Source organism: Pelagibius sp., from assembly GCF_028281305.1.
Lineage (GTDB): Bacteria > Pseudomonadota > Alphaproteobacteria > Kiloniellales > Kiloniellaceae > Pelagibius.
This window is the reverse complement of the sequence record NZ_JANQKD010000127.1, coordinates 1-16,215: the sequence shown is the minus strand read 5'-3', so window position 1 is coordinate 16,215 and position 16,215 is coordinate 1. Positions and strand designations below refer to the sequence as shown.

Annotated in this window: 11 protein-coding genes and 1 tRNA gene; 6 read left to right on the top strand and 6 right to left on the bottom strand. The window is 65.7% G+C overall.

Going from position 1 to position 16,215, the window contains the following annotated elements; genetic code table 11:
• Positions 1–39: 39 nt before the first annotated feature.
• The 3 genes from Q0982_RS23035 (at position 40) to Q0982_RS23025 (ending at position 4,979) form a co-directional block, all read left to right on the top strand.
• Positions 40–1,983: a nucleoside-diphosphate sugar epimerase/dehydratase gene (locus tag Q0982_RS23035; RefSeq protein WP_299400220.1), complete on the top strand. Its 1,944-nt coding sequence runs from the start codon at positions 40–42 to the stop codon at positions 1,981–1,983.
• 106 nt (positions 1,984–2,089) lie between these two features.
• On the top strand, positions 2,090–3,682 hold the full coding sequence (purH, locus tag Q0982_RS23030; RefSeq protein ID WP_299400217.1) for a bifunctional phosphoribosylaminoimidazolecarboxamide formyltransferase/IMP cyclohydrolase: 1,593 nt from the start codon (positions 2,090–2,092) through the stop codon (positions 3,680–3,682).
• 178 nt (positions 3,683–3,860) lie between these two features.
• Positions 3,861–4,979 (top strand): response regulator, encoded by a 1,119-nt coding sequence (locus Q0982_RS23025; protein ID WP_299400215.1) that lies wholly within the window; start codon positions 3,861–3,863, stop codon positions 4,977–4,979.
• 38 nt (positions 4,980–5,017) lie between these two features.
• Here the strand turns inward: Q0982_RS23025 and Q0982_RS23020 are convergent, their stop codons facing one another.
• Entirely contained in the window at positions 5,018–5,905 is an 888-nt protein-coding gene (locus Q0982_RS23020; RefSeq protein ID WP_299400213.1) for a LysR family transcriptional regulator, read from the bottom strand.
• Between the two features lie 153 nt (positions 5,906–6,058).
• Here Q0982_RS23020 and Q0982_RS23015 point away from each other — a divergent pair, with 153 nt between their 5' ends.
• The gene (locus Q0982_RS23015; protein ID WP_299400212.1) at positions 6,059–6,316 is read left to right on the top strand and encodes a hypothetical protein; all 258 of its coding nucleotides are present in this window, start codon (positions 6,059–6,061) and stop codon (positions 6,314–6,316) included.
• Here the strand turns inward: Q0982_RS23015 and Q0982_RS23010 are convergent.
• The gene (locus Q0982_RS23010) at positions 6,304–7,644 is read right to left on the bottom strand and encodes an MFS transporter (protein ID WP_299400210.1); all 1,341 of its coding nucleotides are present in this window, start codon (positions 7,642–7,644) and stop codon (positions 6,304–6,306) included. The genes Q0982_RS23015 and Q0982_RS23010 overlap by 13 nt on opposite strands.
• Positions 7,645–7,789: 145 nt before the next feature.
• On the opposite strand from Q0982_RS23010, the gene Q0982_RS23005 reads away from it, so the two are divergent.
• Complete coding sequence (locus Q0982_RS23005; protein ID WP_299400208.1) at positions 7,790–8,104, top strand: YbjQ family protein; 315 nt, start codon at positions 7,790–7,792, stop codon at positions 8,102–8,104.
• Positions 8,105–8,121: 17 nt separating this feature from the next.
• Here Q0982_RS23005 and Q0982_RS23000 read toward each other — a convergent pair whose 3' ends face one another.
• The 3 genes from Q0982_RS23000 to Q0982_RS22990 all read right to left on the bottom strand — a co-directional run bounded on the left by Q0982_RS23000 (position 8,122) and on the right by Q0982_RS22990 (position 14,964).
• On the bottom strand, positions 8,122–13,002 hold the full coding sequence (locus Q0982_RS23000; RefSeq protein WP_299400206.1) for an NAD-glutamate dehydrogenase: 4,881 nt from the start codon (positions 13,000–13,002) through the stop codon (positions 8,122–8,124).
• A gap of 273 nt (positions 13,003–13,275) precedes the next feature.
• The gene (locus tag Q0982_RS22995; RefSeq protein WP_299400204.1) at positions 13,276–14,535 is read right to left on the bottom strand and encodes a hypothetical protein; all 1,260 of its coding nucleotides are present in this window, start codon (positions 14,533–14,535) and stop codon (positions 13,276–13,278) included.
• A 186-nt stretch (positions 14,536–14,721) separates the two neighbouring features.
• Positions 14,722–14,964, bottom strand: coding sequence for a hypothetical protein (locus tag Q0982_RS22990; protein WP_299400201.1), 243 nt, complete (start codon positions 14,962–14,964; stop codon positions 14,722–14,724).
• Between the two features lie 71 nt (positions 14,965–15,035).
• Here Q0982_RS22990 and Q0982_RS22985 point away from each other — a divergent pair, with 71 nt between their 5' ends.
• Entirely contained in the window at positions 15,036–15,950 is a 915-nt protein-coding gene (locus Q0982_RS22985) for a LysR substrate-binding domain-containing protein (protein ID WP_299400199.1), read from the top strand.
• 175 nt (positions 15,951–16,125) lie between these two features.
• On the opposite strand, the gene Q0982_RS22980 is transcribed toward Q0982_RS22985, so the two are convergent.
• Positions 16,126–16,200, bottom strand: a tRNA-Gly gene (locus tag Q0982_RS22980).
• Positions 16,201–16,215: the final 15 nt, after the last annotated feature.

Here is a 16,215-nt window from a genome sequence, read left to right as displayed (position 1 = left end):
CGAAGGCTGTGAACCGATGAGGGGAAGCCGAAATCCGTTATGAAACTGGGCTCGACCAGGTTCCCGCGGCAGCTTGTCGCCTTTCTGCACGACCTTCTCATGGCAGGCGCGGCGTTTGTGACTGCGCTGTTCCTGCGCATGGGCGACAGCGCCTGGGAATCCTTCACCACCAGCCTCTGGCAGCCGATGCTGCTGTTTACCGCGATCTGCGGCCTGGTGTTTCTGACCACCGGGCTCTACCGCGGCATCTGGCGCTATGCCTCGATGAACGATCTCGGGGCCATCGTAAAGGCCGTCACCCTGGCGCTGGCGATCTTCCTGCCCGTGACCTTCCTCGTTACCCGGCTGGACGACCTGCCCCGGTCCTGGCTGGTGATCAGCTGGTTCGTGCTGGTTTTCCTGCTGGGCGCGCCACGCATGCTCTACCGCGTGTTCAAGGATCAGGGCTTTCGCCATCTGCTGGAGCGCGACCGCCACCGCCGGGTCCCGGTGCTGCTGGTGGGCGCCGGCGACGCGGCGGAGACCTTTATCCGCGAAATGGCCCGCGACCGCGACGGACCCTTCGAAGTCCTGGGCGTGATCGACGAAAAGGGCACCCGGACCGGCCGCAACATCCACAGTGTGAAGGTGCTGGGCGACCTTGACGATCTGCCCGCCGCTTTTCGCAAGCTGGCGCAGCGCGAACGCAAGCCCCAGCGCGTGATCCTGACCAAACCGCTGACCCGCGACGAGGTCGAAACGGTGCTGGGTTGCGCCGACGACGAGGGTGCGACGGTGGCGCGGCTGCCACGGCTGACCGACTTCAGCGGCGGCGTGGAAGACCGTCTGCACATCCGTCCGATCGCCATCGAGGATCTGCTGGGCCGCACCCAGACCAAGCTCGACCGGCCGGCGATGGAGAAGCTGATCCGCGGCCGCCGGGTGCTGGTGAGCGGCGCCGGCGGTTCCATCGGGGCCGAGCTTGCACGCCAGGTCGCCGCCCTGGGGCCGGCCCAGCTCACGCTTTTCGACAACTCCGAGTTCAATCTCTACAGCATCGACATGGAGCTGGCCGAGCGCTTCCCCGAAGTGCCGCGCCTCGCCCTGATCGGCGATGTCCGCGATGCGCGCCGCGTCGGCAGGCTGCTGGGCGAGGCGACGCCCGACCTCGTGTTCCACGCGGCAGCGATGAAGCACGTGCCGCTGGTGGAGCACAATCCCGTGGAGGGGATTCACACCAACGTTCTCGGCACCCGCAACATGGCGGAGGCCTGCCGCCGCAGCGGCGTGGCCACCATGGTGCTGATCTCCACCGACAAGGCGATCAACCCGCCCAACGTAATGGGGGCGAGCAAGCGCCTGGCGGAGAGCTACTGCCAGGCCCTCGACCTGCTGCGCCAAGGCAGCGGCGAGGGCACGCGCTTCGTCACCGTGCGTTTCGGCAACGTGCTCGGCTCCACCGGGTCGGTGGTGCCGCTGTTCCAGCGTCAGCTTGCCCATGGCGGACCGCTGACGGTGACCGACCCGGAGATGACGCGCTACTTCATGACCATCCGCGAAGCGGTGGAGTTGGTGCTGCAGGCCTCCGCCCTCGGCAACGACAGCCCGCCCGAAGAGGCCGGACGCATCTACGTGCTGGACATGGGCGAGCCGGTGAAGATCGTCGACCTGGCACGCCAGATGATCCGCCTGTCCGGCCTGCGCCCGGACAAGGATATCCAGATCGTGTTCACCGGGCTGCGCCCGGGCGAGAAGATGCACGAAGAGCTGTTCCACGACGGCGAGCCGCTGATCCCCACCAGCCATCCGGGCCTGCATCAGGCAGCGCCGCGGACCGCCGATGCCGAGCTGTTGAGCCGCAGCCTGGAGGACCTTGCGCGCCTGGTCGCAGCGGGCAAGCAGGCGGAGGTTCGGCAGGCGCTGCACCGTCTGGTGCCGGAGTTTTCCGGCGAGGGCGCCGGTTTGACTGAAGGCGAAGGCAAGAGCGCCGCCGCCGCGTCTTGACGCCCGCCCCGGTGCCCCCTAGTACCGGGTCTCTCTTGCGGGGCCTCTCTGTTTTAGGTCCTTGCACCACCGCTTTCGCCAACCGCCTGCCCGGAGCCTCTCGCCCATGCCCCTCGACACGCCCGTCCCGGTTAAGCGCGCCCTGATCTCCGTCTCCGACAAGACCGGACTGATCGCCTTCGGACGGTTCCTCAGCGAGCGAGGCGTCGAGATCCTCTCGACCGGCGGCTCGGCCAAGGCTCTTTCGGACGCCGGCGTCCCGGTCGTCGAGGTGGCGGCGCATACCGGCTTTCCGGAAATCATGGACGGGCGGGTGAAGACCCTGCATCCCAAAATCCATGGCGGCATCCTGGCGCGGCGCGACCTGCCGGACCATCTGGCGGCCATGGAAGCGCACGGGATCGCAGGGATCGATATGGTGGTCTCCAACCTCTACCCCTTCGAAGCGACGCTCGCTTCCGGCGCCGACTTCGACACCTGCGTCGAGAACATCGACATCGGCGGCCCGGCCATGGTGCGGGCCGCCGCCAAGAACCACGACTTCGTCGCCATCGTCACCGACCCGGTCGACTACGCGTCGATCGAGGAAGAGATGCGCGAGCTGGGCGGCGCTGTTTCGGCAGCGCTGCGCCGGCGCCTGGCGATGACCGCCTTCGCCCATACCGCCGCCTACGACTCCATGATTGCCCGCTGGCTGGCGGCGGAGGAGGGCGAGACCTTTCCCGGGCGCCTGACGTCGGCCGGCGTGCTGCAGCAGACGCTGCGCTATGGCGAGAACCCGCACCAGGAAGCGGCGCTCTATCTGCAAAGCCCGGCGCGCCCCGGCGTCGCCAGCGCCGAACAACTGCAGGGCAAGGAACTGAGCTACAACAACCTGAACGACACCAACGCTGCCTTTGAGTTGGTCAGCGAGTTCGACGCTCCGACCGTCGCCATCATCAAGCACGCCAACCCTTGTGGTGTCGCCAGCCGGGCGACCCTGACCGAGGCCTATGGCGAAGCCCTGGCCTGCGATCCGGTCAGCGCCTTCGGCGGCATCATCGCGATCAACCGCAGCCTGGACGCAGCAACCGCCGGCGAGATCGCCAAGCTCTTCGCCGAGGTGGTGATCGCCCCGGCGGTCGACGACGACGCCCGCGGCATTCTGGCCGCCAAGAAAAACCTGCGGCTGCTGGTCACCGGCGCCATGGCCGACCCGGCCGCGCCGGGGCTGGTGACGATGCCGCTGGCCGGCGGCTTTCTGGCACAAAGCCGGGACAACGGGCGCATCGCCGCCGGCGACCTCAGGATCGTCACCAAGCGGGCACCCAGCGAGCGCGAATTGACTGACATGATCTTCGCCTTTCGCGTGGCCAAGCACGTGAAGTCCAACGCCATCGTCTATGCCCGCGACGGCGCCACCGTGGGCATCGGCGCGGGACAGATGAGCCGGGTCGACTCCTCCCGCATCGCCGCCTGGAAGGCGCGGGAAGCAGCGGAGCAGGCGCCCGGGGAGGGTGCGGCGCCGAAAACCGAGGGCGCTGCGGTTGCCTCCGACGCCTTCTTCCCCTTTGCCGACGGACTCTTGGCGGCCGCCGAAGCGGGCGCGACGGCGGTCATTCAGCCTGGCGGTTCGATGCGCGACGACGAGGTGATTGCCGCCGCCGATGAGGCCGGCCTCGCCATGGCCTTTACGGGGATGCGGCACTTCCGCCACTGACCGTCCGTCCTGCCGATTCCGCGAGAATCGCCGTAACCCGGCTCCGCGTATGGTTGATCGCTTATAAATTGTAGGCAATTGTTCACGAATTGCGCCTATTGTTTGCAGGGCATACGAGAGCAACCAGCGCCCGTCCAAGGGCCGCGATCCACAGCGTCACAGACAGTACCGGGGGCCTATGCCGAAGCTGAACTGGGAAAACGTCACCGTGATGGTGGTGGACGACAATTCGTTCATGCGCAACCTGATCGTGACCACCCTCCGCACTCTGGGCATCGCCGATGTCACTGCCATGTCGAGCGCCACCGCGGCAATCGAGGCCTTGCGGATAAGCCGCAAGAACCCGGTTCAGGCCGGCATCGGCACCATCGACATCGTACTCTCCGACTTTGTCATGTCGGAGGTGGACGGGGCGCTCTTTCTGCGCTGGATCCGCACCAGCCGCCAGGCGCCGGACCGTTTCGTGCCCTTCGTGATGGTCTCAGGCGCCGCCGACCAGGATGTCGTCGAAGCGGCCCGGGATGCCGGGGTCACGGAATTCCTGGCCAAGCCCTTCTCGGCCAAGTCGATCGGCGACCGGATCCTTGAGGTCATCAAGAACCCGCGCCAGTACGTCCTGGCACCCGGCTACTTCGGTCCGGACCGGCGCCGCCAGGACCGCCTGGTCAATTGGGGCGAGTATTACGACGACCGCTCCAAGCTTCAGACCGACCGCCGGGTGACCAAGGCCTCGGAGATCCAGGTCATCCACGCCCGCTCCAACATTCGGACCCTGCGCGACGATGTCCGGGCGGTGTACTTCCGCCCAGCCAACAAGCTGCGCGACAAGCTGGGGCCGAACGCCCTGCGCGGCCAGATCGATTTCGACCCCCTGGTCATCCAGGCCGCTGAGGAGCGCATTCAGGAGATGGTCGGCGACTACGCCACCTGGGTGCGCGACTATCTCGAGTCGATGAGCACCTCCTTCAAGGCCCTGCGCGAAGGGACGAAGGAGTCACAGCACCACGTCCTGAACATCAATCAGATCGCCCACGAACTGCGCGGCCAGGGCGGGATCTTCGACTATCCGCTCATCTCTGCATTCGGAAAGACGCTTTACGAAGCCACCATCGACACCAGCGCCAAGATCAGCGCGCATCGCCTGGAGTTGATCGAGGCCCATATCGACGCCATCCGTCTGGTCTTTACACAGAAGGTGCGCGGCCACGGCGGTGACGTCGGTGCCGCCCTGCTGAAAGACATCGAGCGAGCCGTGAAGAAGTACGGCGAAGCGCGGCAGAGCGTGCCCGCGTCCTGAAACCCGCATCCTGAAGCCCGCGCCCTTGAACCTGCCGCCTAGTCGGCGAAGCGCTCCACCAGGAAATCGATGAAGCAGCGCACCCGCGCGGAAAGATGCCTGCCCGGCGGATAGACCACCTGGATGGCGCTGTCCGGCCAGTGATAGTCCGGCAGGACCCGACGCAAACGACCGGCCTTCAGGTCCGGCCCGATCAGCCACAGCGGCAGCAGCACCATGCCGATGCCGGCCAGTGCCGCGCCGCGCAGCATCATCGGGTTGTTGGTCTCGAGGGTGCCGCCGACGGTGACCACCGTCTCCGCCCCGGCCTCGTCGACCAGATGCCAGTCGTGGCGCTGCGCCCGATAGGTGTAGACCAAGCAGTTGTGTGCGGCGAGATCGGCCGGGCCTTGCGGCGGGACAACGCGGTCGAGGTAGCCGGGCGCCGCCGCCAGCACCCGGCGGTTGGCGGCCAGGCGGCGGCCGATCAGGCTGGAGTCGCCGAGGTCTCCGATCCTGAGCGCAACGTCGAAGCCCTCTTCCACCATGTCCACGAAGCGGTCGTTGAGGTCGATGTCCAGCGCGACCTCCGGGTAGCGCGCGTAGAAGGCCGGCAGCACCGGCAGCAGATGAATCACTCCGAAGCCGGACGGCATAGTGACCCGCAGGCGTCCCCGCGGTACGGCACGCAGGCTGGAGATCGAGGCCGCCGCATCGTCCAGGTCGGCCAGGATGCGGCTGGCCCGTTCGTAGAAGGCCGCCCCCTCCTCCGTCAGGCTGAGCCGCCGGGTGGTGCGGTTGAACAGCCGCACAGCGAGGCTGTCCTCCAGCCGGCCGATCTGCTTGCTCACCGCCGAGGGCGTAAGGTCCAGAGCCCGCGCCGCCGCGGAAAAGCTGCCCTCGCGCACCGTCCGCACGAAGACGGGAAGTCCGTCCAGGCTGTTCATGGCGCCTCACTTGATCCTATACGGAACAAATCCTATGCCATTTATAGGGATTATCGCAACTGAGGAACGGATATAGGGTCCCTGCAACGCTGTCCAACGGGTCTCACCCGTTCACCCACAGCCCCCGTTACCCCCAACCCAGGAGTTGCAGATATGAGCCCGATGTCTCCCTCCATCACGTCCGCTCCTCAGTTCCCTGCCGCCGTCCAGCCCACCGCCGGGCGGATTGCCCGGCCCCGCAGCGCGGTGACCGAGGCGCAGATCGCCCGGGCCATCGCCCGCGGCCGGCGTCTCCAGGGCGAAGCGATGCGCGCCATCTTCGGCGCAGCCTTGCGCCGGGTGCTGCATCCCATTGCCGGCCAACAAAGCCGTCGCGAAGGCGCCTACGGCAATCGCGCTCAGGCCTGCTGAGGCCCACCGTTGCGCCCGCCGGCCTGGGGATCGCGGATCGGCCAGAGCAGGATCAGGCCTGCGAGGAAGAAGATCAGAATGGTGGCCATGCCGGCGCGCTGGCTGTCGGCCATGACCGTCACCCAGCCGACCAGGGCCGGGCCCAGAAAGGCCGTCGCTTTGCCGGACAGCGCATAGAGACCGAAGAACTCGGCGCGCAGGTCGGGCGGCGCGATGCGCGCCATGAAAGAGCGGCTGGCGGTCTGCGCCGGGCCGATGAAGACCCCGATGCCGCAGCCGAGCAGGTAGAACCAGAGCTTGCTGTCGATCAGCAGGATGGCCGCGCCCAGAACGGTCAAGGCGGCGACCGAGACCAGGATCGTCGCCTTGGCGCCGACGAGATCGTCGAACCAGGCGAAACCGAAGGCGCCGATGCCGGCCGCCACGTTCAGCAGAATCCCGAAGATCAGGATCTCCTCGAAGCTCATGCCGAAGCTGCCGGCGGCGTAGATGCCGCCGAAGGCGAAGAGCGTGTTCAGCCCGTCGGTGTAGAGCATGCGGGCGAGCAGGAAGCGCCCCGTCTGGCCGTGGCTGGGCAGCTGGCGCAGGGTCTGCCAGAGGCTCTTGAGGCCGGCGCGGACGGCCCCGGCGGGACGGAAGGGGCGGCGTTCCTCCCTTGCCATGAGAAAAAGGGGTATCGCGAAGACCGCGAACCACAACCCGACGAAGGGCCCGGTAATCCGCACATCTTCGGCGGCCGATTTGTCGAGACCGAAGATCGGCGTCTCCGGCATGACGAAGAGCACGAGGCAGAGCCCCAGGCACATCAGGCCACCGGCATAGCCCAGACCGCCGGCCCAGCCGGACAGGCGCCCGAGATGGCTGGAGGGCGCAACGTCCGGCAGCATGGCGTTGTAGAACACGTGGCCGAACTCGAAGGCGGCGTTGCCGACCGCCACCAGCAAAAGCGCCGGCAGGATGAAGCGCGGATCGGGCTCGATCCACCAGAGGCCGAAGGCGGCCAGGACGGAGAGCGCGGTGAAGAAGGCGATCCAGGGCTTGCGCCCGCCGCCCTGGTCGGCAATCGCCCCCAGAACCGGCGCCAGCACCGCCAGGACCAGTCCGGAGATGCTGAGCGCCGCCCCCCACTGGCCAGTGCCGATCTCCACGGTCTCGGCGACGCCTTGGGTGAAGTAGGCGGCAAAAACGAAGGTGACGATGACAGTGGGATAGGAGGAGTTGGCCCAGTCATAGAAGCACCAGGCAACGGCCGCGCTGCGCCGGCCCTGCCAGGTCTGAACCCAGCCGGGAGAGCCGCTGTTGCCGGGTCGTACTGGATCACCGGCCATCGCCGCCCTCCTCCACCGTCGCGCTTCCGCACTACCAGCTTTCCGTGGGCGGCTCAAGCTGTGTAGGCTGGCCGCGCCCCTGCCTTGCCGGGCCGGCGCAAAAGGGGCCCTTCACACAGACCGGAAGAAAAGGAGCTCACGCGTCATGCTGATCGTCACCACCGATGCCATCGAGGGCAGGAAGGTCGTGGAATACCTGGGTATCGTGTCCGGCGACGCCATTGTCGGCGCCAACATCTTTCGCGACGTCTTTGCCCGGGTGCGCGACGTGGTCGGCGGGCGCGCCGGCGGCTACGAGAAGGCGCTGAAGGGCGCCAAGGAAGGGGCGCTGGAGGACATGGTGGAAGAGGCCCAGGCGCGCGGCGCCGACGCCGTGATCGCGGTGGATCTGGACTACGAGGTGGTCGGCGACTCCATGCTGATGGTCTCCGCCAACGGCACCGCGGTGAAGCTCGGCTGACGCCGGTCCGCTGTGCTCTAGCCGGAAACCATCGACTTCAGTTGGCGGTTCGCCACCGCCAGCATGGCGAAGTCCGGCGCGCCGGACGACTTCAGCTCCTCCAGCAGCTGATCGGTGCGGCTGACCAGCGGCGCACGGCGGGCCGACCATTTGTCGATTACCTTGTCGGTGGCCATAGCCGTTGCGCGCTTGGCGCCGCTGTTGCCGTTGAGCACCCGGGAGGTGAGCTCGCTCTGGTGGCCGTAGAAGTCGTCGATGATCGCCGTCACCGCCAGCTTGTCCCAGGCGGTGTCGGTCGGCAGGCTGCCGGCCGAGCGGCGCAACCAGTCGAAACCGAACCGTTCGCCGATGGTGAAATAGGCCTCCGCCACCTTTTCGACGGGCAGCTTCAGGGCACCGGCGATGCGCACGATGTCGCAGACCGGTGCCAGGAACTGCAGGCTTGCGATCCGCTGCGCCAGGGCTTTGGGCGCACCCTCTTCGACGAGCTGGCGGCTGCGCTCGGCCAGGTAGCGCCGGTCGGTCGCTGAGAGCAGGCTTTCGATACGGCCGATGAGGACCCCCACGCCGGCGCCGTAGGTCTCGACCTCCGTGGCGATGTCCAGCCCGGGTCCGACCTCCCGCAGGAACCATACCGCCTCGCGCTCGATGAGCCGGCCGCACTCCACAAGCATGCGGGCCTGCAAGAGGGCCGGCGCCTTGTTGTCCAGCGCCTCGATCTGACCCCAGAGGTCGCGCATGCCGAAGATCTCCCGCGCGACCACATAGGCGCGGACCACGTCCGCCGGGGCCATGCCGGTCTTCTCGCGCACCTCGTGCACGAAGTTGATGCCGACCCGGTTGACGAGGTCGTTGCTGACCACGGTCACGACGATTTCCCGCTGCAGACGGTGCGTTTCGATCTGCTTGCCGTAAGCACCCTGGAGCGGTTTGGGGAAATAGGCGGTCAGGTCGTCGGCAAAATAGGGGTCGTCCGGAAGATCGGAGTCCAGAAGTTCGTCGTAAAGCACGAGCTTGGAGTAGGACAGCAGCACCGCCACCTCCGGCCGGGTCAGCCCTTCGCCGCGCTTCATGCGCTCCAGCACCACTTCGTCGTCGGGCAGGAACTCGATGTCGCGGTCCAGCAGGCCGTCCTTTTCCAGGGCCCGCATGAAACGGGCGAAACGGTCGAGAAGATGGGCGCCCAACTCATGGGTCACCGTAATCGCCTGACTCTGCAGATAGTTGTCGCGCAGGCATTGCTCGGCGACCTCGTCGGTCATCTTTTCCAGCAGCCGGTCGCGCTGCTTGCGGGTCATGTTGCCGGCCGCCTCGACGGCGCCCAGAAGGATCTTGATGTTGACCTCGTGGTCGGAGCAGTCGACGCCGGCGGAGTTGTCGATGAAGTCGGTGTTGCTGCGCCCGCCGGCCTCGCCGTACTCGATACGGCCGAGCTGGGTGACGCCGAGATTGGCGCCCTCGCCGATCACCTTGGCGCCGGCCTGCTTGCCGTTGATCCGGATCGCGTCGTTGGCGCGGTCGCCCACGTCGAGATCGCTTTCGTCCTCCGACTTCACGTAGGTGCCGATGCCGCCGAACCACAGCAGCTCCACGTGGGCCAGCAGCATGGCACGGATCAGCTCGTTGGGCGTGACGCTGTCCTTGGCGATACCGAAGAGCTTCTTCATCGGCGCGGAGACGGGAATCGATTTGGCGCTGCGCTCGAAGATACCGCCGCCCTTGGAGATTAGCTCCTGGTTATAGTCGGTCCAGGCCGAACGCGGCAGATCGAAGAGGCGCTTGCGCTCCTGCCAGCTGCGCGCGGCATCGGGCTCCGGGTCGACGAAGATGTGCATGTGGTTGAAGGCGCCGACGAGGCGGATGTGCTTCGACAGCAGCATCCCGTTGCCGAAGACGTCGCCGGACATGTCGCCGCAGCCGATGCAGGTAAAGTCCTGGGTCTGGATGTCCTTGCCCATCTCGCGGAAGTGGCGCTTCACCGATTCCCAGGCGCCCCGCGCCGTGATGCCCATTTTCTTGTGGTCGTAGCCGGCCGACCCGCCTGAGGCAAAGGCATCGTCGAGCCAGAAGCCGTAGTCGGCGGAAACGCCGTTGGCGATGTCGGAGAAGGTGGCCGTGCCCTTGTCGGCCGCGACCACGAGATAGGGGTCGTCGCCGTCGTAGCGCCGCACGTCCTTCGGCGGAATGACGCGGCCGCGCTTCAAGTTGTCGGTGATGTCCAGAAGGCCGCGGATGAAGGTCTTGTAGCACTCGACGCCGGCCGCCAGGAAGGCGTCGCGTCCAGCCTCCGGCGGCGGTGGCTGTTTCATCACGAAACCGCCCTTGGAGCCGACGGGAACGATGACCGTGTTTTTCACCTGCTGCGCCTTGACGAGACCCAGCACCTCGGTGCGGAAATCCTCCTGCCGGTCCGACCATCTGAGACCGCCGCGGGCGACCATGCCGAAGCGCAGATGAACGCCTTCGATCCCCGGGCTGTAGACGAAGATTTCCCGCAGCGGCTGCGGCTGCGGCAGTTCCTCGATGGCGCGGGAGTCGAACTTGAAGGAACAGTAGACCTTTTCGCTGCCTTCCTTGCCACCGCCTGCAGCGGGCTGGAAGAAGTTGGTGCGCAGCGTCGAAAGGATGAGATTCAGGTAGCGCCGGATGATGCGGTCTTCATCCAGGTTCGACACCTGGTCGAGCAGAGCCTGGATCGCCTTGACGATGCGCTTGCTCTCCCGCTCGCCGGTCTTGGCCTTCGCCGGGTCGAAGCGGGCGAGAAAAAGATCGACCAGAAGCCGGGTGAGCTTCGGATTGCGGACCAGCGTGGCTTCCATATAGGCCTGGCTGAAGGGGATGCGCGCCTGGCGGAGATACTTGCAGTAGGCGCGCAGGATGATCACCTCCCGCGCCGTCAGCCCGGCATGAAGCACCAGCTTGTTGAAGCCGTCGTTTTCCATACGGCCATGCCAGACCCGCCGGAAGGCGTCGTGGAAAGCGTCGCGCACAGGTTCCAGATCGATCGCCGCCTGCCCTTCGGCGATCATATCGAAGTCGTGCATCCAGACCGGTTCCTTGCGGTCCATCACGTCGATGTCGTAGGGCACCTCACCGATGACCTTCAGCCCCATGTTCTCCAGCATCGGCAGGATGTCGGACAGCGGCACCGGCTTATCGAGAATGTAGATCTTGAAATGCAGCAGCTCCGCCGGGCCGCCGTCTGGCCGGTAGAGATTCATCGCGAGGTCGTCGTTCTCGATCGCCTCTTCGATGCGGTCGATGTCGAAGACGGCGATCCGGGAATCGTAGTGGCGCTGATAGCTCGGCGGGAAGGCGCGCTCGAAGCGGCGCAGCCGGCGGATACCCCGCTGCTCACCGTACTCGGCGACCAGAGCCTCTTCCAAAAGGTCGCTCCAGGAGCGCGAAGCCTGGACGAGATCCTCCTCCAGCTTGTCGAGCTTGACCGGCGGGATCTTGCCCGGGGTGGTCTTGATGATCAGATGCAGGCGCGCCAGAACCTCGTCGCCCAGATGGGTCGAAAAGGCGGCACAGTGCCCGTCGAAGGCCTCCGAGAGCAGATCCTGCATCCGGCGCCTGAGGCCGGTGTCATAGCGGTCGCGCGGCACATAGACCATGCAGGAGACGAAGCGCTCGAAGGGATCCCGCCTGACGAAGAGCGCGGTACGCTGGCGCTCCTGCAGGTGGAGGACGCCCGTGGCAATCGTGCCGAGTTCGTCGGTGGGGATCTGAAACAGCTCGTCGCGCGGATAGGTCTCCAGAATGTGCATCAGCGCTTTGCCGTCGTGGCTGCGCGGCGCAAAGCCGGAGCGCTTCATCGCCACATCGATCTTCTGCCGCAGCAACGGGATGGCGCTGGGCGAGCGCGAATAGGCGACAGAGGTGAAAAGGCCGGCGAAGAGGCGCTCGCCGATCACGTTGCCCTTTTTGTCGAACTTCTTGATGGCAACGGTGTCCAGGTGGACGGCGCGGTGCACCGTGCTGCGCCGGTTGCCCTTGGTGATGCGCAGAAGCTGCGGCTTGCGCACGAAATCGCGCACCTCCGGCGGCAGCTTACCGAGATTGCGCAGCGCATCGAAGACCCGAACGTCGGGATCGCGCAGGACGCCCAGACCGCTTTGCTTGTCGATCCGGGTCACCGCGTCGCCGCCGCGGCCGTGAAAAGTAAACTCGCGATAGCCCAGGAAGGTGAAGTGGTCGTCGTTCATCCACTTCAGGAATTCCAGGCCCTCGGAGATCTCGCCCACCGGCAGCATGGGCGGCGAGGTTTCCAACTCGGCGATCACATCGGCGCAGCGGTCGCGCATGCTCGGCCAGTCCACGACCGCAGCGCGGACGTCGGCGAGCACCGCTTCGATGCCTGCTGCGATCTCCGCCAAGCGCTCGGCGGGCTGCTCGCTGATCTGGATCTGCATGACCGATTCGCTGCTCGGCGCCACAGAGCCCGGCGTCGCGGCTGCCTTCGCATCGGCCAACTGCAGAAGCTTGCCCTTGTCGTTGCGCCGCAGCGCCATGATCGGGTGGATCACAAGGCGCACCTCGGCATCACGCCGGTTGATCTCAGCCGTTACCGAATCGACGAGAAACGGCATGTCGTCGTTGATGATCTCGATGATGCTGTGCGCCGAGTCCCAGCCGTCAGACTTTTTGTCGGGGTTGTAGGCGTGGACCAGCGCCTCGCCAGGTATGCGGTTTTGGAAGCGGCCCCAAAGCGCGAGGGCCCCGCCGGCCAGGTTGGCCGCCGTTTCCCCGCGCAGGTCGCTGGGTGGAACGTTCGCGAAGAACTGCTGAACGAAAGCCTCGGCGTTCTTGGACTTTCTGGCCCCCAGGCGCTTGCGTGCAGCCTGCAAGACCTGGCTGATCAAACGGGACCGGCCTTGTGCGCTGGTGTCGGCCATTGCGTGTTCCCCCTGCCGCGAAACGTTTTTTGTCTCTTCCCGCGAGCGGTCGTCACAACCGCTCGAACCACTTGTGCGACATCGGGCTCTGCGACCGCTGGATGTGAACGCACAGACTAGAAGCTAAACCAATAACCCCGAAAAGGTGAATGAAGGATTTGTTCGCACACCAAGATTGACGCCGAAAAGTTGCTTCTGCCGCAAGTTCGGCTGTGCATCAAGACTCCCAAGACGGGGAGAGAAGGCAGAAGGTCCGGCGCCTCACCGCCCTGGTTAACGGGGCGCGAAGAGGTAACGTCCCGTATCCGGATTGCCGCGCCGCCACATAACATTGTCCAGCAGGTAGTGGTGGACATTGATAAAGATCCAGACCAGGAAGAAGAAGAGGCTGGGCCCAAACACCGCCTGATCGACCGGAATCCCAATCTCAAGGGCCGCTGGCAGGAACCAGAACCCGAGGAAGCCAAGCAGCAGGCCCGTACTCACAAACACGGTGAACCGTGCAGTTGCGCGCTTGGCAATCCAGCTTTGAACCCTGACAGCCCATCGGGGCCTGTCTCCATTGTCTCGATAAGCCGGGTCAGAAAGCAAACTCTCGTCAGCCGCTCTTGTCTGTGCGGCCCTATCGCGCTCAGCGTTCAACTGGTACCGCCACACCACCACCAGGTACTGCAGCGAATGACAGGCGGGGATCACCAGCAGATAGAAGGGATCCAGGGCGAAGAGTAGCCAAGCGTAAAGCGTGACCAGATAAGCGATCACGCCGTTAAACGGTAGCCGGCGCTCTTCACTCGCCCATTTGCGGACCAGCATCCAAAGGGTGGCGGCCGTGGTGCCCGCGCTGAGCGCGATGGCGAGAACCACCAACCATCCAGGCATGTCAAAGGTATAGTAGGCCAATCCCCAGAAGTTGCGCTCACTGAACACCCAGTTCGCAATCAGCCAGTCGGCAGCCCAGACGACATAAGCATTGACCAGCAGAACCCGTTTCTCGATGTCGTTGAAAAACTGGCGTTTCAGCACGGAGCAGACAATCAGCATCCCGTAGCCCTGCTTGACGTAGTGCCAGCCGACCAGAAAGAACATGAGATTTGCGGTAAGGCCAAGCGCACGGGCGTCCTGTAGAAGGACCGCGCCTAGAAGGTAGGCCAGCAGCGCCAGCGGCGCGACGATGCCGGCGAAGATGTAGCGCAAACGCAAGACCGGATCATAGTGGGCACCGAAGGCCTTCTGGCCGAAGTCGCGGTAAAAGATCTGATAGGAATGGGCAAAGTGAGGATGGTTGATGATGTGGGCGACCCACAGCATCACGAGGGCCAGAGTCGGCTCGCTGCTCGCCGGCGGCCTGACGACCAGAAGCAACAGCATCACGATCAGCGCTCCGCCGCCAAGGCAGAGGAAGTCGATCAGGGGGTGAAACAGATAACCGTCACGCCCGGTGCGGCGGCCCGATGGGTTGCCGGACCCCGCCTCTTGATGGCCCGCAGCGGGGATCAGAGAGCCTGCCTGCGAAATCGTCTCCTGGAGCGCCATGACCGCGGTTCCCCTTCAATTGCATCGCCCTCCATTCTGCAGCAGACAGGCTCAGGATATCGTTAAGCGACCGCAGCATTTGCCGGGTATTAGTATTTGTCGGGCATTCGGCGCGAAGGGGCGATCAACAGCAGGAGCCGGCCGACGGCCCCGGTCCGCTTCTTGCCCCCCAGTCTTCTTGCCCCCTTAGTCTTCGGCGAGCGCACCCGGGTCGAACGGAAGGTCGCCAAGCTCGCGCTGCGACATGGCCTGCAGCGCCGGGTGCGTAAGCGGGTCGCGCCGCCAGCCCACGGAGGGCTGCGCCCCCGGCCGGCCGGTTTTGCCGCCGAGGCGCACGAGCAGAGAGGTCAAGGTGCGGATGGGGGCCCTGTCAGGGTTTGCCGGAGCGGCGATCGCACGCCGCAGCAGATCTTCGAAAGTCCATAGCATGTCTATAACTATGGGGCCTGATTAGCGCTGAAAAACTGTATTTCTTCGGAAGCATCCTATAGATTTTCTATATGGAAGATTTGGCGAAGATGCAGCTCAACGGGCTGCGGGCTGTGGAGGCCGCCGGACGCCTGGGAAGCCTGACGGCCGCGGCACGGGAACTGGGCGTGTCCCTGGGGGCGGTCAGCCAGCAGGTCTTGAAGGCCGAGGCGCAGCTTGGCCAGCCGGTCTTTGTGCGCAGCCCGAAAGGACTGCAGCCGACGGCCTTCGGACAGGAGGTTCTGGTCCACCTGCGCGAAGGGTTTCGCCACCTGGCGGCAGCGGCGGCGCTGGGCCGGGCCGCTGCGGTCAACACCCTGACCGTCTCGGTGCCGCCGGTTCTCGCCGCGAAGTGGCTGGTGCCGCGCCTCTCCCACTTCAGCGAGCGCTTGCCGGACCTGAAGCTGCGCATCGACGCCTCGGTCGAGCTGGCCGATCTCGACCACTCCGACGTCGACCTGGCCATCCGGATCGGGCGCGGCGACTGGCCCGGCGTCAAGGCCGTCCACTTGATGGATCACTGCGTCTTTCCCGTCTGCAGCCCCGCCGTTGCCAAGAAGCTCCATCGCCGCGAGGACCTCGCCAAGGTCGCGGTTCTGCGCGACGGCGGCGCCATGTTCACCTGGGATGCCTGGCTGGGGCCGCAGGGACTGAGCGGGCTGGTGCTGCAGGAAGGGGCGATCTATTCCGATGCGGCGCTCTGCCTGCAAGCCGCCATCGCCGGTCAGGGCGTTTTTCTCGCCTGGCCGACCCTGGCGGACTATGCCATTGCCAGCGGGCAGTTGGTCGCGCCCTTTCCCGGGCGCCACAAGACCGGGCTGGCCTATTGGCTGGTCACCTCGGCGCGCAAAGGACGGACGGCCAAGCTCAAGGCCTTCGAGGCCTGGCTGCGCGAGGAACTGGCGGCCTTCGCCGCCGAGGACGCGGCCCTGGCCGGAGAGCCTTGACCGGAAAACCCTGACCGGAAAACCCTGACCTGAGAACCCCGACCTGAGAACCCCGACCTGAGAACCCCGACCTGAGAACCCCGACCGGAAACCCCGGGCGGCCCCGGCCGGGAAGCCAAACGAAAAAAGCGCCCCTGAGAAAGGGACGCTTTATCGCCGCGAAACCGCGAGAAACTGGAGCGGGCGATGAGATTCGAACTCACGACCCCAACCTTGGCAAGGTTGTGCTCTACCCCTGAGCTACGCCCGCATCGGCGAAGCGGGG

Bases quoted from the DNA above. Each gene is read 5' to 3' on its own strand.
- Q0982_RS23035 (WP_299400220.1), top strand. From the start codon at position 40: ATGAAACTGGGCTCGACCAGGTTCCCGCGGCAGCTTGTCGCCTTTCTG.
- purH (WP_299400217.1), top strand. From the start codon at position 2,090: ATGCCCCTCGACACGCCCGTCCCGGTTAAGCGCGCCCTGATCTCCGTC.
- Q0982_RS23025 (WP_299400215.1), top strand. From the start codon at position 3,861: ATGCCGAAGCTGAACTGGGAAAACGTCACCGTGATGGTGGTGGACGAC.
- Q0982_RS23020 (WP_299400213.1), bottom strand. From the start codon at position 5,905: ATGAACAGCCTGGACGGACTTCCCGTCTTCGTGCGGACGGTGCGCGAG.
- Q0982_RS23015 (WP_299400212.1), top strand. From the start codon at position 6,059: ATGAGCCCGATGTCTCCCTCCATCACGTCCGCTCCTCAGTTCCCTGCC.
- Q0982_RS23010 (WP_299400210.1), bottom strand. From the start codon at position 7,644: ATGGCCGGTGATCCAGTACGACCCGGCAACAGCGGCTCTCCCGGCTGG.
- Q0982_RS23005 (WP_299400208.1), top strand. From the start codon at position 7,790: ATGCTGATCGTCACCACCGATGCCATCGAGGGCAGGAAGGTCGTGGAA.
- Q0982_RS23000 (WP_299400206.1), bottom strand. From the start codon at position 13,002: ATGGCCGACACCAGCGCACAAGGCCGGTCCCGTTTGATCAGCCAGGTC.
- Q0982_RS22995 (WP_299400204.1), bottom strand. From the start codon at position 14,535: ATGGCGCTCCAGGAGACGATTTCGCAGGCAGGCTCTCTGATCCCCGCT.
- Q0982_RS22990 (WP_299400201.1), bottom strand. From the start codon at position 14,964: ATGCTATGGACTTTCGAAGATCTGCTGCGGCGTGCGATCGCCGCTCCG.
- Q0982_RS22985 (WP_299400199.1), top strand. From the start codon at position 15,036: ATGGAAGATTTGGCGAAGATGCAGCTCAACGGGCTGCGGGCTGTGGAG.